The 17,521-nt window shown below is 72.8% G+C and carries 17 protein-coding genes; 5 read left to right on the forward strand and 12 right to left on the reverse strand.

The genetic code is table 11. The annotated features are described in order from the left end of the window. Positions 1–452: 452 nt before the first annotated feature. Positions 453–1,721 (reverse strand): serine hydrolase domain-containing protein, encoded by a 1,269-nt coding sequence (locus VQ02_RS23880; protein ID WP_048446722.1) that lies wholly within the window; start codon positions 1,719–1,721, stop codon positions 453–455. 292 nt (positions 1,722–2,013) lie between these two features. Beyond that, entirely contained in the window at positions 2,014–2,808 is a 795-nt protein-coding gene (purC, locus tag VQ02_RS23885; RefSeq protein WP_063838512.1) for a phosphoribosylaminoimidazolesuccinocarboxamide synthase, read from the reverse strand. 358 nt (positions 2,809–3,166) lie between these two features. Between purC and VQ02_RS23890 the strand changes: the two genes are divergently transcribed. Then, entirely contained in the window at positions 3,167–3,949 is a 783-nt protein-coding gene (locus VQ02_RS23890) for an HpcH/HpaI aldolase family protein (protein WP_048446771.1), read from the forward strand. Here VQ02_RS23890 and VQ02_RS23895 read toward each other — a convergent pair. Further along, entirely contained in the window at positions 3,946–4,623 is a 678-nt protein-coding gene (locus VQ02_RS23895) for an alpha/beta hydrolase (RefSeq protein ID WP_048446724.1), read from the reverse strand. The two genes, VQ02_RS23890 and VQ02_RS23895, sit on opposite strands and share 4 nt — an antisense overlap. 123 nt (positions 4,624–4,746) lie before the next feature. Further along, complete coding sequence (locus tag VQ02_RS23900; RefSeq protein WP_048446725.1) at positions 4,747–5,457, reverse strand: DNA-3-methyladenine glycosylase family protein; 711 nt, start codon at positions 5,455–5,457, stop codon at positions 4,747–4,749. 6 nt (positions 5,458–5,463) lie between these two features. On the opposite strand from VQ02_RS23900, the gene gluQRS reads away from it, so the two are divergent. Further along, entirely contained in the window at positions 5,464–6,312 is an 849-nt protein-coding gene (gene gluQRS / locus VQ02_RS23905; protein WP_048446726.1) for a tRNA glutamyl-Q(34) synthetase GluQRS, read from the forward strand. Positions 6,313–6,432: 120 nt separating this feature from the next. Here the strand turns inward: gluQRS and VQ02_RS23910 are convergent, their stop codons facing one another. Continuing rightward, positions 6,433–7,461: a polyprenyl synthetase family protein gene (locus VQ02_RS23910; RefSeq protein ID WP_048446727.1), complete on the reverse strand. Its 1,029-nt coding sequence runs from the start codon at positions 7,459–7,461 to the stop codon at positions 6,433–6,435. A gap of 228 nt (positions 7,462–7,689) precedes the next feature. On the opposite strand from VQ02_RS23910, the gene VQ02_RS23915 reads away from it, so the two are divergent. Continuing rightward, on the forward strand, positions 7,690–7,917 hold the full coding sequence (locus VQ02_RS23915; protein WP_048446728.1) for a putative signal transducing protein: 228 nt from the start codon (positions 7,690–7,692) through the stop codon (positions 7,915–7,917). Positions 7,918–7,921: 4 nt separating this feature from the next. Then, a complete protein-coding gene (locus tag VQ02_RS23920) occupies positions 7,922–8,686 on the forward strand; it encodes a tRNA1(Val) (adenine(37)-N6)-methyltransferase (RefSeq protein ID WP_048446729.1) in 765 nt (254 codons plus the stop codon). Between the two features lie 148 nt (positions 8,687–8,834). Here VQ02_RS23920 and dprA read toward each other — a convergent pair whose 3' ends face one another. Genes dprA through VQ02_RS23950 form a run of 6 tightly spaced genes read right to left on the reverse strand, consistent with a single transcriptional unit; the run spans position 8,835 to position 13,594 of the window. Continuing rightward, positions 8,835–10,034, reverse strand: coding sequence for a DNA-processing protein DprA (dprA, locus tag VQ02_RS23925; RefSeq protein ID WP_048446730.1), 1,200 nt, complete (start codon positions 10,032–10,034; stop codon positions 8,835–8,837). A 55-nt stretch (positions 10,035–10,089) separates the two neighbouring features. Further along, entirely contained in the window at positions 10,090–10,689 is a 600-nt protein-coding gene (gene plsY / locus VQ02_RS23930) for a glycerol-3-phosphate 1-O-acyltransferase PlsY (protein WP_048446731.1), read from the reverse strand. After that, positions 10,689–11,990, reverse strand: a complete 1,302-nt coding sequence (locus VQ02_RS23935; protein WP_048446732.1) for a dihydroorotase — start codon at positions 11,988–11,990, stop codon at positions 10,689–10,691. The genes plsY and VQ02_RS23935 overlap by 1 nt, the downstream gene beginning before the upstream one ends. A gap of 36 nt (positions 11,991–12,026) precedes the next feature. Beyond that, the gene (locus VQ02_RS23940; protein WP_048446733.1) at positions 12,027–12,413 is read right to left on the reverse strand and encodes a type II toxin-antitoxin system HicB family antitoxin; all 387 of its coding nucleotides are present in this window, start codon (positions 12,411–12,413) and stop codon (positions 12,027–12,029) included. After that, on the reverse strand, positions 12,410–12,628 hold the full coding sequence (locus tag VQ02_RS23945; RefSeq protein WP_048446734.1) for a type II toxin-antitoxin system HicA family toxin: 219 nt from the start codon (positions 12,626–12,628) through the stop codon (positions 12,410–12,412). Before VQ02_RS23945 ends, VQ02_RS23940 begins: the two co-directional genes overlap by 4 nt. A gap of 18 nt (positions 12,629–12,646) precedes the next feature. Beyond that, positions 12,647–13,594, reverse strand: a complete 948-nt coding sequence (locus VQ02_RS23950) for an aspartate carbamoyltransferase catalytic subunit (protein ID WP_048446735.1) — start codon at positions 13,592–13,594, stop codon at positions 12,647–12,649. Between the two features lie 200 nt (positions 13,595–13,794). Between VQ02_RS23950 and topA the strand changes: the two genes are divergently transcribed. Next, positions 13,795–16,557, forward strand: coding sequence for a type I DNA topoisomerase (topA, locus tag VQ02_RS23955; RefSeq protein ID WP_048446736.1), 2,763 nt, complete (start codon positions 13,795–13,797; stop codon positions 16,555–16,557). 52 nt (positions 16,558–16,609) lie between these two features. On the opposite strand, the gene VQ02_RS23960 is transcribed toward topA, so the two are convergent. After that, entirely contained in the window at positions 16,610–17,509 is a 900-nt protein-coding gene (locus VQ02_RS23960) for a 4-(cytidine 5'-diphospho)-2-C-methyl-D-erythritol kinase (RefSeq protein ID WP_245239831.1), read from the reverse strand. Positions 17,510–17,521: the final 12 nt, after the last annotated feature.

The following is a 17,521-nucleotide window of genomic DNA, read 5'->3' on the forward strand; positions in this document are numbered from 1 at the left end:
CCGGCTTCATCGTGGCCAGCTTGTCCGCCGGCACACTCGCCGCCTGCCCAGGGCGGGGTCGGAATGTATTGACACGAGTTCACTACGGCAGCGGCATCCTCGGAGCCGGCCTTATCAGCGCCTTCTCCAGCGGCATGGCATCCATGGCTTGGGGTGTGGCCCGCGCCAAACTCGACAGTGCTGCCACGCCGCTGCCTGCCACTCCGACACATGGGGGCAGAACCTGTTCATATCAGGCCCTGCAGGCCAGCTTTTTCCGTCCAAGCGGCCATTCAAACCGGCAAGGCGGACGGTCCGGCAGGGGCTGCGAGCGGCCCCTCGCACGGTCAAGCTGATTGAGTTTTGACCCTCAGCGGACGAAGCGCCGGCAAGCCAACGCGTCGTCCGTGTATGTCTGAGTTCTGTCGCCGATCGTTTTTCGCAAACCTGATCACCACTCTTGCGAAATCCGCTCAGCGCACCAGTGCCCCGTAGAGCAGGTTCTTGAACAGGAAGCGGGTTTTCTGCCGGGTGCTGGGACCGGCCGACAGGAAGATCCCGACGATCCCCTCCTTGCGGTCGACCGTGAAGCTGGTGCCGCCGGCGCCGGCCCACATCGCATCGCCCTTCGAGCCCGGGATCCAGGCCCCGCCCTCGTCGAGGCGCACGCCCCAGCCGAGGCCGAAGCCGTAGCCCGGACCCGTGGTCGGCGTCGGCGAGCCCTCCAGCCCCTGGATGTGGTTGGCGAGCATGAACTCGACCGATTCGCGCGACAGGATCCGCACGCCGTCGAGTTCGCCGCCATTCGCCACCATCTGGGCGAAGCGGAGATAGTCGCCCGCCGTGATGACCGCGCCGGCTCCGCCATGGACGTAGCGCTTGCCCGGGTCCTGCTCGCTGCGGGCGAGCTTCCACAGGTCGGCTCGGAGCGGGTCGGACTCATAGGCATCGGCGAGGCGCGGCGCCTGATCGGGCCTGAGCTGGAAACTGGTCTCGGTCATGCCGAGGGGCTTGAAGATCATCTCGTCGAGGTGGAGGTCGAGGCGCTTGCCCGCCACCTTCTCGACCACGAGGCCGAGGACGTCGGTCGCCACCGAGTATTCCCAGCGCGTGCCGGGCTCGTAGGCGAGCGGGATCGCCGCGAGGCGCTTGACGAACTCCTCGTTGGAGATGTCGGTTTCCAGGCTCTCGACGTCGGCCTTCTCGTAGGCCTCCTTCATCTCCGGGAACGGTGCCGACCCGCTATAGGTGAAGCCTGCGGTGTGACGGATCAGGTCCCAGACCAGGATCGGGCGCTTGGCCGGCACCGCGACCCGGCTCGTGCGGCCGCGCTCGTCGCGCACCTCCTGGTAGACTTTCATGTCCTTGAACTCGGGGAAGTACTGCGAGAGCGGGTCGCGCAGGCCGAGCCTGCCCTGCTCCATCAGGGCGATCGCCGCCACCGAGACGATCGGCTTCGTCATCGAGAAGCCGCGGAACACCGCCTCGCGGGGCATCGGCTTGGTCTTCGCCGAATCGAGGAAGCCGTGCGCTTCGAAATGCACGATCTTGCCGTTGCGGGCGATCAGCGTCACCGCGCCCGGAATCGTGCCGCCGTCGATCTCCCGCTTCATCGCCGGGCCGATGCGGGCCAGCCGCTCGGCCGAGAAGCCCTCCGGCGTGGCGGTGTCGGCAGCGGGGGCCGGCCCGGCCCACAGCATGACGGCGAGCGCGAGCGATGCCGCGCGCGTGGCGTTGCGCATGTCGTGTGTCCTCCCATTTTTCGCGCAGCATAAGCGTGGCGGTTCGGGAGGACCAGATGGTGAGCCGCTGACGGTGCGGGACGGGGCGGATCCTGGTGCGTCCGCCGTGCCGCCGTGCTCGCTGCCCCCAAGGGCGGTCCCGGGGACATCGCGTCCTTGCCACCGCCCATAGGCAAACAGCGGTCCGAGGGTTGGAACCCCTCGGGCCGCTGTTCATCGAACGATGAACCGGGCGTGCTCGTCGCACGGAGGCCGCAGCCGGACCGGCTCGCGAGGAGCCGGTCCGGGCCGTTTACTGAACCAGGCGCGGCCCGCCGGTCTGCACCTTCTCGTTCTCGCCCAGGATGCCGAGGCGGCGGGCCACCTCGGTGTAGGCCTCGATCAGGCCGCCGAGATCCTTGCGGAAGCGGTCCTTGTCGAGCTTGTCCTGGCTCTTGATGTCCCACAGACGGCAGGAATCCGGGGAGATCTCGTCGGCGACGACGATGCGCATCATGTCGCCTTCCCAGAGCCGGCCGGTCTCCATCTTGAAGTCGACGAGGCGGATGCCGACGCCGAGGAAGAGGCCGGACAGGAAGTCGTTGACCCGGATGGCCAACGCCATGATGTCGTCGATCTCCTGCGGCGTCGCCCAGCCGAAGGCCGTGATGTGCTCCTCCGACACCATCGGGTCGTTGAGCTGGTCGTTCTTGTAGTAGAACTCGATGATCGAGCGCGGGAGCTGGGTGCCCTCCTCCAGGCCCAGCCGCGTTGCCAGCGAGCCCGCCGCCACGTTGCGCACCACCACCTCGAGGGGGATGATCTCGACCTCGCGGATCAGCTGCTCGCGCATGTTGAGCCGGCGGATGAAGTGCGTCGGCACGCCGATGTCGTTGAGGTGCTGGAACACGAACTCGGAGATCCGGTTGTTCAGCACGCCCTTGCCGTCGATCACCTCGTGCTTCTTGGCGTTGAAGGCGGTCGCGTCGTCCTTGAAATGCTGGATGAGCGTGCCGGGCTCGGGACCCTCATAGAGGACCTTCGCCTTGCCCTCGTAGATGCGACGGCGGCGATTCATAGGCGTGTACCGTGGTTTGAGGAAGTCCATGGGGCCGAGGCTCCTGACGACGTGTGGGACCCGCGGCGCGGCGACCTCGAGGAGAAGGTCGGGCCGGGGGACGCGTCGATCCGGGGCGTCCCGGCGGCCGGTGGCAAATTAGCCGAACCGCGAAGGCAGCACAACGCGTTAGCCGGATCGCCCGGGGGGCACCCGGACGTCGCTGCGATGAATTGCGGTCGTTGGTCGCGCCGATATGCGCATGCCGTGGCCTCGATGCAAGCGTGGCGGGAGGGGGCGGCATGTCGCGGGCGCGGGGACTCCGCCTCGACGGCGCGGTCGAGCCTGACCTAAGCTCGCCCCTCGAGAGCCGCGCAACGAGTCAGCGGCCGGGCCGGGAGGGCGCATGATGGCGGAACGAGGTGGGGCGGTGGCCGCGCTGGCGGCGCGATTCCGTGAGGGCAAGCCGCTGATCACGGCCTGGTGCGGCATCCCGGAGCCCGCGGTCGCGGGGCTCCTCGCCGCCGAGGCGTTCGATACCGTGACGCTCGACATGCAGCACGGCGCCCACGACTTCGACAGCATCAGCCGCACCGTCGCCCTCGTCGCGGCCCGCGGCAAGCCGACCCTGGCGCGGGTGCCGGTCGGCGGGTTCTCGACGGTCTCGCGCCTGCTCGATGCCGGGATCTCCGGGATCATCGCCCCGATGGTCAATACCGTGGAGGACGCGCGGCGTTTCGCAAGCCTCGCCAAGTACCCGCCGCTCGGAGAGCGCAGCTGGGGCCCGGGCCCGGCCCTGATGCTGTCGGGCCTCGCGCCCGAGACCTACCTGCGCGAGGCCAACGGCTTCTGCCAGACGCTCGCGATGATCGAGACCCGCGAGGCGCTCGCCGCCCTCGACGACATCCTGGCGGTGGACGGGATCGACGGCATCTTCATCGGCCCCTCCGACCTCTCGATCGCCCTCTCGGGCGGGGCCGGCCTCGACCCCGACGGCGCGGCGGTGCGCGACGCCCTCAAGCACGCCATGGCGCGCACCCGGGCGGCGGGCAAGCGCATCGGCATCTACTCCCTGTCGGGCCCGCGCACCCGCGAGCTGATCGCGGAGGGCTTCGACCTGATCGCGCTCTCCGGCGATTCCGCCCTGCTGCGGGCGGGTGCGCAAGCCGCGCTGAGGGAGGCGCGGGGCTAGCGCTTCCGCGCCCGGGCGAAGCCGGCGGCGAGGAACTGCCCGGCATGGTGCAGGGCGCCGTCGTCGATGCCGTGGCCGATCCCGGCAGAGAGGTGCCACTCCGCCGGCACGTCCGCCGCCGCGAGCGCCTCGGCGGAGAGGAAGAGCGCGTCGACCGGGATCACCTCGTCCTGGTCGCCGTGGGCGAGGAGGACTGGCGGCACCGAACGGACCGCGGGCTTCAGGCTCTCGGGGCCCTTGCCCTCCTCCAGCACGAGCATGCCGGACAGGCCGACCACGGCCGCCACCGGTGTCGGGCGGCGCAGGCTCACGTGCAGCGCCATCATGCAGCCCTGGCTGAATCCGACGAGGGCGAGCTGGTGGGGGCCGAGCCCGTGCGCCTCGAGCTCGGCGTCGAGGAACGCGTCCAGCGTCGGGCCGGCCCGGTTCACGCCGCGCCAGCGCTCGTGCGGGTCGCGGAAGGTGAGGGAGAACCACTGCCGGCCGAAGCCCTGGATGCAGGGCTCGGGGGCGTGCGGCGCCACGAAGGCGGCGTCCGGCAGGAGCGGCTGCCACTCCTGGGCGAGGTCGATCAGGTCGTTGCCGTCGGCCCCGAAGCCGTGCAGCAGGACAACGAGCTGGCGCGGTGGCGCTCCCGAGCGGGGTCGCAGGCGCGGGCCGGTGAGGATCGGCATCGGGTCGAACTCCGTTCGGTCGCGTCGTCGGGCGCAAGGGCCGCGCCACCGCGCGGCCTCCATGATGGAAGAGCCGCGCCATCGCGCGGCTTCACGATGGGCGCGGCGCGCCGTCGCGCGCCTTTACGATGGGACAGGCGCGCCGTCGCGCGCCTTGGCGATCCGGTAATAGGCCCACAGCACCTTGGCGGCGACCCCGCGCCAGGGCCGCCAGGCCTCGGCCCGCGCCGTCAGGGCGGCGGCGTTCGGGCGCGCGTCGAGCCCGTCGGCGAGGCGCGCCGCCTCCTGCAGGGCGAGGTCGCCGGCCGGAAAGGCGTCCGGATGGCCGAGGCAGAACAGCAGGTAGACGTCGGCGGTCCAGGGCCCGATGCCGTGCACCGCCACCATCAGCCGGTGGGCCTCGTTCGCCGACAGGGCGTGCAGGGTGTCGAGGGGCAGGGCGCCGCCGACGACGGCCCCGGCCGCCGCCCGCAGGGTGCGGATCTTCGGCGCCGACAGGCCGGCCTCGCGAAGCGCGGAGTCCGGGGCCGCCGCCAGGGCCTCGGCGGTGAGGTCGGGCAGGCGGGCGGTGAGCCGGCCCCAGATCGCCCCGGCGCTGGCGGTGGAGAGCTGCTGCGCCACCACGATGCCGGCGAGGCCCTGGAAGCCCGGCGGGCGCTTGCGCAGGGGCGGCACCGCGCCCTCCGCCACGAGGCGCGCCATGATCGGGTCCTGCGCCGTCAGCGCCGCCACGCCCTCGCGCAGCACCGCCTCAGAATCGAGCAAGAGGGAGGGCGGCCCGGTGACGCCGGCGGCCGGCGGGCTTATGGGCTTGGGGTTCCTCCGCGTCCGCATCCCGCCGTGCCGTCTCCTCGCCTGCGTTTCGCCCCGAGCCCGAACGGGCGCCTGCATCTCGGCCACGCCTACTCGGCCCTCCTCAACGCGGCCGTCGCCCGGGCGATCCGGGGCGAGCTGCTGCTGCGCATCGAGGACATCGACCCCGTGCGCTGCCGGCCGGAGCTGACCGACGCGCTGGTCGCCGACCTCGCCTGGCTCGGGCTCGCCTTCCCGGAGCCGGTCTGGCGCCAGTCGGACCGGATGCCCGCCTACCGGGCCGTCCTCGACGACCTGCGGGCGCGGGGCCTCGTCTATCCCTGCACCTGCACGCGCCGGGAGATCCAGGCCGCCGCCACGGGCGCCCGCGACCCGGACGGCGCGCCGCTCTATCCGGGCACCTGCCGCGGCTCGGCGGCGACCGCCGCGGCCGTGGCGGCGGGCGCGCCCCATGCCTGGCGCCTCGACATGGCGCGGGCGCTGCAGTCCTGCCCGGGACCGCACGCCTACACGGCCTTCGCGCCGGGCGTCCCCGGCGCGACCCGCGCCGCCGACCCGGCCCGCTGGGGCGACGTGGTGCTGGGCCGCAAGGACGTGCCGACGAGCTACCACCTCGCCGCGGTGCTGGACGATGCCGCGCAAGGCATCACCCACGTGGTCCGCGGCCAGGACCTCGAGGCCGCGACCGACCTTCACGTCCTGCTCCAGCGCCTCCTCGGCCTGCCGACGCCGTGCTACCACCACCACGCGCTGATCCGCGACGCGGCGGGGGAGAAGCTCTCGAAGAGCCTGGGCTCCGAGGCGCTGGCGGCTTTGCGGGAGCGGGGCGTGAGCCCGGGGGAGGTGCGGCGGTGGCTCGGATTCACCGAGGCATGACGGCAAGGCGCGCCGTCCAAGAGGACCCGCGCCGGCTGGCCAGCGCGTCGTTCGCTTAAAGGTCTGCCCTGTCGCAGGTTCCTGTTACGGAGGCGTCAACCGCCTCTGCGAAACCTGCTTTCAGCGCGCCCGCGCGATGCAGAAATCCACCGCCTCGAGCAGCGCCTGCTTCATCGGCGCATTCGGGAACAGGGCGAGCGCATCCTTGGCCATGGCGCCGTAGTGCCGGGCGCGCTCGATCGTATCCTCGAGGGCGCGGTGGCGGCGCATGATCGCGATCGCCGCGTCGAGGTCGCGGGGCTCCTCGATCTCCTGGCGCTCCAGGGTGCGGCGCCAGAACGCCCGCTCCTCGTCGGTGCCGCGGCGGAACGACAGCACGACCGGCAGGGTGATCTTGCCCTCGCGGAAATCGTCGCCGACGTTCTTGCCGAGGTCGGCGCTGGTGCCGCCGTAATCGAGGGCGTCGTCGACGAGCTGGAACGCGATGCCGAGGTTCATGCCGTAGCTGCGGCAGGCGGCGATCTCGGATTTCGGCCGCTGGGCCAGGACCGGGCCGACCTCGCAGGCGGCGGCGAACAGCTCGGCGGTCTTCGCCCGGATCACCGCCAGGTACTCGTCCTCGCTGGTCTCGGTGCTGCGGGCGGCGGTGAGCTGCATCACCTCGCCCTCGGCGATCACCGAGGCGGCCGACGACAGGATGTCGAGGGCGCGCAGCGAGCCGACCTCGACCATCATCTTGAAGGCCTGGCCGAGCAGGAAGTCGCCGACGAGGACGCTGGCCTCGTTGCCCCACTTGATCCGGGCCGCGACCTTGCCGCGACGCATGTCGCTCTCGTCGACGACGTCGTCGTGCAGGAGCGTCGCCGTGTGCATGAACTCGACGCTGGCGGCGAGCTTCACGTCGCCGTCGCCGGCCGCGTCGTAGCCCGACAGGGCCGCGGTGGCGAGCGTCAGGATCGGGCGCAGGCGCTTGCCGCCCGAGGAGATGAGGTGGTTGGCGACCTCCGGGATCATCGTGACGTCGGAGCCGGTGCGCGACAGGATCATCGCGTTGACACGCTCCATCCCGCCCGCCACGAGCGCCACCAGGGCGTCGAGGCTGGCCTCCGGGTCGGAGGGTTTGTCCTGGAGGGGAAGTACGACGCCCACGCCCGCGCGATCTCCTCAGCGCCGCCCCGGATCGCGGGGCTCCTCGATCATCTCCCGCCCCCTTTGGCACGCAGGCGCCCCCGGCGGCAACACGCAAGCTGCCGCAAGGCCCTGCTGCAGTGCGGCGGTCTGGGGATGCGGCGCACCCGGCGGGCTTGTGTGGTATGGCCGCCGCGGTCCGGCGAACGACCGGCCAGGGACCCCCGGCGAGAGACCTTTGGCCACCCCATGATCGAGTTGATCCGCACCAACGACATCGTCCTGATCGGCTTCGCGGAATCGCTCCTCGCGGGGGCCGGGATCCCGGTGCTGGTGGCCGATAACCACATCAGCGTGATGGAGGGGATGATCGGCGCCTTCCCGCGCCGGCTGCTGGTGCCGGAGGACCACGCCCGCCAGGCCCGGCGCCTCCTCACCGATGCGGGCCTGGCCCACGAGTTGCGTCACGAGGCGTGAGCCGATGAGCCCGCCCGACGCCCGGTCCGTTCCCGATTCCTGGCTCGGCGGACGGCTCACCTTGCGCCAGCCGCCCCGCGGCGCCCACCGCGCCGGGACCGACGCGGTGCTGCTCGCGGCGAGCGCCGATGCGCGAGGCGGGGAGACCGTGTGCGATCTCGGCGCCGGCACCGGCGCGGTCGGTCTCGCGGTCGCCCTCGCCTGCCCCGAGGCGCGGGTGATGCTGGTCGAGCGCGACCCGGAGGCCGCGGCATTGGGCCGCCTCAACGCGCAGGAGAACGGGCTCGCCGAGCGGGTCCGGGTGATCGAAGCCGACGTCACGGCGCCGGGGCGCGAGCGCCGCGCCGCCGGTCTCCTGCCGGATTCGGTCGACCTGCTGCTCACCAACCCGCCCTTCTTCGAGCCCGGCCGGCACCGCGCCTCGCCGGTGGCGACCCGGGCCGTGGCGCACGGCTTCCCCGAGCCCGGCGGGCTGGAAGCCTGGCTGCGCACCGCCGCCGACCTGCTGCGCCCCGGCGGCCGGATGGTGCTGATCCATCGGGCCGACGCTCTCCCCGCCTGCCTCGACGCGATGGCGGGCCGGTTCGGTGCGCTCACCGTCACGCCGGTCCAGCCGCGGGCGGAGGCGGCGGCGATCCGGGTGCTGGTGGCGGGCGTGCGCGGCAGCCGGGGCCCCTTCACCCTGGCGCCGGCCCTGGTGCTGCATGGGCCGGACGGGCGCTTCACGGCGGAGGTCGAGGCGATGCACCGGGGTGAGGCGCCCCGGTAGTAGCTCGAAACGTCGGACGGGCGCGGGTTGGCTCTGACAGCCCTGCCGGGCGGGGGAGCGGACGTGCCGTATCGAGAACCGTCGGCGTGGGGCTGCGGTGCGGTTCCGCCGTCGTCATCTCTCAACCGACGAGGATCGCTCGGACGCCTCACCGCAGCGACACCGACCCGCCCGGGTGCCGCCATACCTTCCCATCGAGCTCCAGCTCCATCAGCAGCCCCTGGACCACCCGCGCCGACAATCCGGCCTGCCGCGCCAGGGCGTCGACCGGCACCGGCGACGGTCCGAGGAGTTCGAGCAGGATGATCCGGTCGTCCTGCGGCACCGGCCGCGGCGGCGCCGGTTCGAGGGAGCTTTCGAGGGGGCTCTGCGCCGGTTCGGCCGCCATGGCGGTGATCGGCTCGGCCGAGAAGTCGATCTCGTCCCAGTACAGGGCGGCCTCCGGCAGGTCCGCCGCCTCCTCGGCGCCCGTCGCCGGACCGGGCCGGTCGATCAGGGGTCCGAGTACCGCCATGACGTGCTCGGGGGCGGCGCACAGGGTGGCGCCGTCGCGGATCAGGTCGTTGGTGCCCTCGGCCCGGGGATCGAGGGGCGAGCCCGGCACCGCGAAGACCTCGCGGCCCTGCTCCAGGGCGAAGCGGGCGGTGATGAGCGAGCCGGAGCGGCGCGCCGCCTCCACCACCACGGTGCCCAGAGAGAGGCCGGAGATGATGCGGTTGCGGCGCGGGAAGTCGCGGCCCCGGGGCTCCCAGCCCATCGGCATCTCGGCGACGACGGCGCCGCCGGCCTCCAGGATGCGCGCGACCAGCTCCTCGTGCTCCGACGGGTAGATCCGGTCGTGCCCGCCGGCCAGCACCGCCACGGTGCCGCTCGCGAGCGCCGCCTTGTGGGCCCGGGCGTCGATGCCGCGGGCCAGGCCGGAGACGATCACCAGCCCCTCGGCACCGAGCGCGTGCGACAGGCGCTCGGTGAAGGTGAGGCCGGCGGCGGATGCGTTGCGCGAGCCGACGAGGGCGACGGCGGGGCGCTTCAGGCAGGCGGCGTCGCCGCGCACGGCCAGCAGCGGCGGCGCGTCGGCGGTGGCCTGGAGCGGCAGCGGGTAGTCGGGCTCGCCCATCGCCACGAACCGGGCGCCGAGGCGGGCGGCGGCCGCCAGCTCGCGCTCGGCCTCGGCCTTGGTCGTGACCCGGATCGGCTTAGCCCGGGCCTTGGCGAGGCCCGGGAGCGCCTTCAGCGCCGCGCCGGCGCCGCCGAAGCGGTTCACCAGTCCCCGGAAGGTGCGCGGACCGATGCCCTCCGAGCGGATCAGCCGGAGCCAGTCGAGGCGCTGCGCGTCGCTGAGGTGCAAGGCCCTCTCCCCCTTGAGGTCACGCGAACCTTGGGTGAGGGCCAGTGTAAGACCTTCAGCCCTTCTGTCCGATGCGCCCCTCGGTCCCCGCGGCGAGGCGGCGGATATTGGGCGCGTGCTTCCACCATAGCAGCAGGGCGAGCACGCAGAACAGCACGGCGAGGCGGCCCTGCCCGAAGGCCCACAGGGCGACGGGCGTCGCGGCGGAGGCCGCCAGCGCCGAGGCCGAGGAGTAGCGCAGCAGGAAGGCGAGGCCGAGCCACACCGCGGCGAAGACCAGCACCCCGAGGGGGAAGAGCCCGAGCAGCACGCCGATGAAGGTGGCGACGCCCTTGCCGCCCTTGAAGCCGAGCCAGACGGGGAAGAGATGGCCCAGGAACGCGCCGAGCCCCGCCGCCAGCGCCGCCTCCTGGCCGCCGAAGTGCGCGGCGATCAGGACCGCGGCGGTGCCCTTCAGCGCATCGCCCAACAGCGTCGCCGCGGCGAGCCCCTTGCGGCCTGTGCGCAGCACGTTGGTGGCGCCGATATTGCCCGACCCGATTGCCCGCACGTCGCCGAGCCCGGCGACGCGCGTGAGGATCAGCCCAAAGGGAATCGCGCCGAGGAGGTAGCCGAGGGCGAGGCCCGCGGCGACGAGCGTCCAGTCCGGCGCCATCAGCGCGGCTCCTCGGTGCGGTGGACGATCCGGCCGGCGACCAGGGTGAGCGTGGCCCGCCCCTGCAGCCGCGCCTCGTCGAAGGGCGAGTTCTTCGAGCGCGACTTCAGGTGCCGCTTGTCGAGCACGTAGGGCGCGTCGGGGTCGATCAGCGCGAGGTCGGCCGGGGCGCCGGGGGCGAGGCGCCCGGTCTCGCGGCCGAGCAGCCGCGACGGTGCGGCCGAGAGGGCGGCGAGGAGCCGCGGGAGGCCGATATCGCCCGCGTGGACCAGTCGGAGTGCGGCGGCGAGCAGGGTCTCGATCCCGAGCGCCCCGTCGGCGGCCTCGGCGAAGGGCAGGCGCTTGGTCTCGACGTCCTGCGGGTTGTGGTCGGAGACCACGACGTCGATCACGCCCTCGTTGAGCGCCGCCACCACGGCCTGGCGGTCCTCCTCGGTGCGCAGGGGCGGCGAGAGCTTGCAGAAGGTGCGGTAGTGGCCGATGTCGTTCTCGTTCAGCACCAGGTTGTTGACCGAGACGCCGCAGGTCACGGGCAGGCCCGCCTCCTTCGCCCGGCGCACGATCTCGACCGAGTCGGCGGTTGAGATCATCGCGGCGTGGTAGCGCCCGCCGGTCAGGCGCACGAGGCGGATGTCGCGCTCGAGCAGGATCGTCTCGGCTTCCCGCGGGATGCCGTGCAGGCCCAGCCGCGAGGCCATCTCGCCCTCGTTCATCACCCCGTCGCCGACGAGCGTCGGCTCCTCGACGTGCTGCATCAAGAGGACGCCGAAGTCGCGGGCGTAGGTCAGCGCCCTGCGCATCACCTGGGCGTTGGTCACGGCCTTCAGCCCGTCCGTGAAGGCGACGGCGCCGGCCTCGGTGAGCAGGCCGAACTCGGTCATCACCTGGCCGGCCAGCCCCCGGGTGATGGCGGCCGTCGGCAGCACGTGGATGCTCGCGGTGTCGCGCGCCCGGCGCAGCACGAAGTCGACGATCGCCGGATCGTCGATCGGCGGGTTGGTGTCGGGCATGCACACCAGCGTCGTCACGCCGCCGGCGGCGGCCGCGGCGCTGGCGCTCGCCAGGGTCTCCCGGTGCTCGGCGCCGGGCTCGCCCACGAAGGCGCGCAGGTCGACGAGGCCGGTGGTGAGCACCTGCCCCCCGCACTCGATCACCTCCGCCCCCTCGGGCAGGACCGCGGGGGTGCCCCAGTGGACGTCGGCGATCGATCGATCGCGGACGAGCACCGCGCCCGGCCCCTCGCGGCCGGAGGCGGGGTCGATCAGATGGGCGTTGGTGAGGAGGAGGCAGGAGGGTGACATCGGCCTACGGAAGCGGGAGCGGATGAGAGGGGCGGGTCAGCCGGCGATCTCGTCGAGCACCAGGACCCGGACGAGGCCGCTGCGGGCCAGGCCGCGCCGCTCGGCGGCCCGGTCGACGGCCTGGAGCTGGGCGTCATCGAGGCCGAGATCGTCGGCCGGAGGCCTGACCGCGACGGCGACGTGGCCCGACGCGAGGGCACCGGCGACGTCCGGGTCGGATCGCAATGCCTCGATGGAGCGGGGCACCGGGAGGACGACGCCGTCCTCCGGCGCCAGGGCAGCCCACTGGTCCAACGTTTCGGCGGCCTGGGCCAGGGTCTCGCCGGCCGCCGCGCCGGCGGCGATGCAGCCCGGCAGGTCGGGGAACCAGAGCCCCCACAGGGTGCCGGGCTCCTGCTCCGGTATGCCGATATACGCCGTCACGGCTCCTCGCTCCCGTCCAGCCACCCGGCATTGCGCGCGATCGACCGGGCCGTCCCGGGCGGCAGGCTGCCGCGGCCCCGGGGCACCGCGACGTGCGGGCGTCCCGGCATGGTGTCGATGTCATGCGGGCCCTTCGATGGCCGGATCCGCCACCCCTCCCGCTCGAGGCGCCGCCGGATCGCCTGGATGTCAAGGTCGAAGTCCCGCGGCGGCATGTCAAGCGGCGGACGGCGTCACGCGTTCGGCAGGTGCGTGGCCAGCGCCTCCAGCACCGCCATGCGCACCGCGACCCCCATCTCGACCTGCTCCCGGATCAGCGACTGCGCGCCGTCGGCGACCTCGGAGGAGATCTCGACGCCGCGGTTCATCGGGCCCGGATGCATCACGAGGGCGTCGGGCCGGGCGTGGCGCAGCTTGTCGCCGTCGAGGCCGAAATAGCGGAAATACTCCTTCACGGACGGCACGAAGGAGCCGTTCATCCGCTCGCGCTGCAGCCGCAGCATCATCACGATGTCGGCGTCCTTCAGGCCCGCCCGCATGTCGGTGAAGACCTCGACGCCGAAGCGCGCGAGCCCCGGCGGCAGCAGGGTCGAGGGGCCGATCACCCGCACCCGGGCGCCGAGCGCCATGAGCAGGATGATGTTCGAGCGCGCGACCCGCGAGTGCAGGACGTCGCCGCAGATCGCCACCGTCAGCCCCTCGATCCGGCCCTTGTTGCGGCGGATGGTGAGGGCGTCGAGGAGGGCCTGGGTCGGGTGCTCGTGGGCGCCGTCGCCGGCATTGACCACCGCGCAGTCGACCTTGCGGGCGAGCAGGTGCACCGCGCCGGCCTGGTGGTGGCGCACCACGATGATGTCGGGCCGCATCGCGTTCAGTGTCGCGGCGGTGTCGATCAGGGTCTCGCCCTTCTTCACCGACGAGGAGGCGACCGACATGTTCATCACGTCGGCGCCGAGGCGCTTGCCGGCCAGCTCGAACGAGGACTGGGTCCGGGTCGAGGGCTCGAAGAACAGGTTGATCTGGGTGCGCCCGCGCAGGGTCGTGCGCTTCTTCTCGACCTGGCGGCTGATCTCGACGGCCTCGTCGGCACGGTCGAGGAGCGCCACGATGTCGAGGGGCGAGAGGCCCTCGATGCCGAGGAGGTGGCGGTGCGGGAAGCCGGGGGGTGCCGAGGTGCTCATCCTGAGCCGAGCGCTATAGGAGCCGCGGGGGCGGGCCGCAAGGATGCCAAGACGGATGGCATGCGATGGTCGCCGGTATTTGACAACCGCCGCGTCATCACCCACTTGTCCGCTTCGCCGCGCGAAAACCCGCGCCGGCCGCCCCGCACAAGTTGAAGCCCGATCTGCCGCGGTGTGCTCTTCGAAAAGGCAAGCCGTCTATGAAAGTCGTCGTTGTCGAGTCGCCGGCCAAAGCCAAGACAATCAATAAATATCTCGGCCGCGACTACGAGGTGTTGGCCTCGTTCGGACATATCCGCGATCTTCCGGCGAAGGACGGCTCGGTCGATCCGGAGCAGGACTTCCATATGTTGTGGGAGCTGGAGGATCGCGGGGCGAAGCGCGTCGCCGAGATCGCCAAGGCGGTCAAGGGCGCCGACACGCTGATCCTGGCGACCGACCCGGACCGCGAGGGCGAGGCGATCTCCTGGCACGTGCTGGAGGCGCTGCAGGCGCGCAAGGTGCTCAAGGACGTCGCGGTCGAGCGCGTCACCTTCAACGCCATCACCAAGGACGCGGTCGAGACCGCGATGGCCCAGCCCCGGGCGATCGACCAGGCCCTCGTCGACGCCTACCTGGCGCGGCGCGCCCTGGACTACCTCGTCGGCTTCAACCTCTCGCCGGTCCTGTGGCGCAAGCTGCCGGGCGCCCGCTCGGCCGGCCGGGTGCAGTCGGTGGCGCTGCGCCTCGTCTGCGACCGCGAGCGCGAGATCGAGACCTTCAAGCCCCGCGAGTACTGGTCGATCGTCGCGACGCTGGCCACCAAGGGCGGCGGCGTGTTCGACGCCCGCCTCGTCGGCGCCGACGGCAAGCGCATCCAGCGCCTCGACGTCGGCACCGCCGAGGAGGCGGAGGCGTTCCGGCGCGACCTCGAACTCGCGACCTTCACGGTGGCCCAGGTGGAGGCCAAGCCCGCCAGGCGCCACCCGCAGCCGCCCTTCACCACCTCGACCCTGCAGCAGGAGGCCTCGCGCAAGCTCGGCCTCGCTCCGGCCCAGACCATGCGGGTGGCCCAGCGCCTGTACGAGGGCGTGGAGATCGGCGGCGAGACCGTCGGCCTCATCACCTACATGCGGACCGACGGCGTCGACATGGCGCCCGAGGCCGTCGCGCAGGCCCGCCAGGTGATCGAGGCGGAGTACGGCGCGCCCTACGTGCCGGGGGCGCCGCGCAAGTACAGCGTCAAGGCCAAGAACGCCCAGGAGGCGCACGAGGCGGTGCGCCCGACCGACCTCGGCCGCCTGCCCAAGGACGTCGCCCGCTTCCTCGAGCCCGAGCAGGCCCGGCTCTACGAGCTGATCTGGATCCGCACCGTCGCGAGCCAGATGGAGTCGGCCGAGCTGGAGCGCACCACCGTCGACATCGCCGCGCAGGTCGGCCCGCGCCGCATCGACCTGCGCGCCACCGGCCAGGTGGTGAAGTTCGACGGCTTCCTCACCCTCTACCAGGAGGGCAAGGACGACGAGGAGGACGAGGAAGCCCGCCGCCTGCCCGCGATGGCGGCCGGCGATCCCCTCACCCGCGAGCGCATCGCCGCGACCCAGCACTTCACCGAGCCGCCGCCGCGCTACTCCGAGGCGAGCCTGGTCAAGCGGATGGAGGAGCTCGGCATCGGCCGGCCCTCGACCTACGCCGCGGTGCTGCAGGTGCTGCGCGACCGCGAATACGTCAAGATCGACAAGAAGCGTCTGGTGCCGGAGGACAAGGGCCGGATCGTCACCGGCTTCCTCGAGAGCTTCTTTCGCCGCTACGTCGAGTACGACTTCACCGCCGACCTCGAGACGCAGCTCGACCGGGTCTCCAACGCCGAGATCGACTGGCGCGCGGTGCTGCGCGACTTCTGGCGCGACTTCTCCGCGGCGATCGCCGGCACCAAGGAACTGCGCACCGCGGAGGTGCTCGAGGCGCTCAACGGGCTTCTCGCCGAGCACATCTTCCCGGCCAAGGCCGACGGCTCGAACCCGCGCGCCTGCCCGAACTGCGCCAGCGGCCAGCTCTCGCTCAAGCTCGGCAAGTACGGCGCCTTCGTCGGCTGCTCGAACTATCCCGAGTGCAAGTACACCCGCCAGCTCAACGCCACCGGCCTCGACGGCGAGGGCGAGGGGGCCGGCGAGGGCGGCCAGCCCGGCGTGCGGGTGCTCGGCGACGACCCCGAGACCGGCCTGCCCGTCACCCTGCGCGACGGCCGATTCGGCCCGTTCGTGCAGCTCGGCGAGGCCTCGGCCGAGAAGGGCGCCGAGAAGCCCAGGCGCTCGTCGCTGCCCCGAGGTCTGTCGCCGTCGGCGGTCGACCTCGAGAAGGCCCTGAAGCTCCTCTCGCTGCCGCGCGAGGTGGCCCGCCACCCCGAGACCGGCGAGCCGATCCTCGTCAATATCGGGCGCTACGGCCCTTACGTGCAGCACGGCAAGACCTACGCCAACCTCGGCAAGGACGACGACGTGCTGGAGGTCGGGGCGAACCGCGCCATCGACCTGATCGTCCAGAAGGAGCAGGGCGGCGGGCGCCCCGCGCAGGATCCCGGCCGGCTGATCGGCACGGCGCCGGACAGCGGCCGCCCGGTCACCGTCAAGGCCGGCCGATACGGGCCCTACGTCACCGACGGCGAGATCAACGCCACCCTGCCCAAGGGCGCCGATGCCGGGGCCGTTACCCTCGACGAGGCCCTGCGCCTGATCGCGGCGCGCCGCGAGGCCGGTGGCGGGACCAAGAAGAAGGCGGGCGCGCGCAAGGCGGCCGGCGGCAAGACGGCCGGCAAGTCGACGGCTGCCAAGGCGGCGACCGCGGCCGGCGAGGAGGACGGCGAGGCCAAGCCCGCTGCCCGGAAGTCCTCGGCCAAGAGCGCGGCAGCCAAGACCACGGCTAAGAAGGTGCCCGCGAAGAAGCCGGCCGCCAAGGCCGCGGGCAAGAGCGCGGCGGGGGAGTGACCCGCCTCGCAGCCCGAGGCAGGTTTCCGAGGGCGCCGTCGTGCGCCTGCGCCTACCGCAGCAGCGTCGCCCGCACCCACCAGCCCGGCTGGGCCGCCGCGATCGCCCGGGCGGCGCGCCGGGCGGCCGAGCGGTGGGCGAAAAGTCCGAAGACCGTGGCGCCGGAGCCGGACATGCGGGCGAGGCGGCAGCCGGGCTGATCGCGCAGGGCCGCGAGGGTGTCGCCGATCACCGGCGCGACCGTGAGGGCAGGGGCTTCGAGGTCGTTGCGGGCCGGGGCGATGCGGGCGAGCAGGGCTTCCGGGCCGTCGAGGCCCGCGATCTCCGGGTGGGCCTGCCCGGCGAGGGGATGCGCCTCGCCGACCGCGAGCCCGAGGGCGCGGAAGACCGGCGCCGTCTCGACCGGCACGCCGGGATTGATCAGCACCGCCGGCAGGGCCGGCAGGCCCACCGCCGGGCCGACCGCCTCGCCGGCGCCGCGCATCATCCGCGCCTGCGGGTCGAGGCACACCGGCACGTCGGCGCCGGTGCGGCGGGCCGCCTCCATCAGCGACGGGGGGTCGGGCGAAAGGCCGTTCAGGCGCCCGAGGAGCCGCAGGGCCGCCGCCGCGTCGGACGAGCCGCCGCCGATCCCCGCCGCCACCGGCAGGCGCTTGACGAGGCGGAAGTGTCCCACCCGCAGCCCGGGATGCTCGGCGGCGAGGTGGCGGGCCGCCCGCATCACCAGGTTGTCGTCGGTCCGGCCCGCCGGGCCGGCGGTCGGGCCGGAGACCGAGAGGGCGAGCGCCGGTCCGGGCTCGAGGGAGAGGAGGTCGCCGGCTCGCGGCCCCGCGAAGGCCACCAGGCTCTCGAGGGCGTGGTAGCCGTCGCCGGGGCGGCGGCCGAGGACGTGCAGCGTCAGGTTGATCTTGGCGGGCGCGCGGGTGGCCAAGGGCGGCGGAAGGGGCGGCACGTTCACGTCTCT

The sequence above is a fragment of the Methylobacterium variabile genome, assembly GCF_001043975.1.
GTDB lineage: Bacteria > Pseudomonadota > Alphaproteobacteria > Rhizobiales > Beijerinckiaceae > Methylobacterium > Methylobacterium variabile.

Bases quoted from the DNA above. Each gene is read 5' to 3' on its own strand.
- VQ02_RS23880 (WP_048446722.1), bottom strand. From the start codon at position 1,721: ATGCGCAACGCCACGCGCGCGGCATCGCTCGCGCTCGCCGTCATGCTG.
- purC (WP_063838512.1), bottom strand. From the start codon at position 2,808: ATGGACTTCCTCAAACCACGGTACACGCCTATGAATCGCCGCCGTCGC.
- VQ02_RS23890 (WP_048446771.1), top strand. From the start codon at position 3,167: ATGGCGGAACGAGGTGGGGCGGTGGCCGCGCTGGCGGCGCGATTCCGT.
- VQ02_RS23895 (WP_048446724.1), bottom strand. From the start codon at position 4,623: ATGCCGATCCTCACCGGCCCGCGCCTGCGACCCCGCTCGGGAGCGCCA.
- VQ02_RS23900 (WP_048446725.1), bottom strand. From the start codon at position 5,457: ATGCGGACGCGGAGGAACCCCAAGCCCATAAGCCCGCCGGCCGCCGGC.
- VQ02_RS23915 (WP_048446728.1), top strand. From the start codon at position 7,690: ATGATCGAGTTGATCCGCACCAACGACATCGTCCTGATCGGCTTCGCG.
- VQ02_RS23920 (WP_048446729.1), top strand. From the start codon at position 7,922: ATGAGCCCGCCCGACGCCCGGTCCGTTCCCGATTCCTGGCTCGGCGGA.
- plsY (WP_048446731.1), bottom strand. From the start codon at position 10,689: ATGGCGCCGGACTGGACGCTCGTCGCCGCGGGCCTCGCCCTCGGCTAC.
- VQ02_RS23935 (WP_048446732.1), bottom strand. From the start codon at position 11,990: ATGTCACCCTCCTGCCTCCTCCTCACCAACGCCCATCTGATCGACCCC.
- VQ02_RS23945 (WP_048446734.1), bottom strand. From the start codon at position 12,628: ATGCCGCCGCGGGACTTCGACCTTGACATCCAGGCGATCCGGCGGCGC.
- VQ02_RS23950 (WP_048446735.1), bottom strand. From the start codon at position 13,594: ATGAGCACCTCGGCACCCCCCGGCTTCCCGCACCGCCACCTCCTCGGC.
- topA (WP_048446736.1), top strand. From the start codon at position 13,795: ATGAAAGTCGTCGTTGTCGAGTCGCCGGCCAAAGCCAAGACAATCAAT.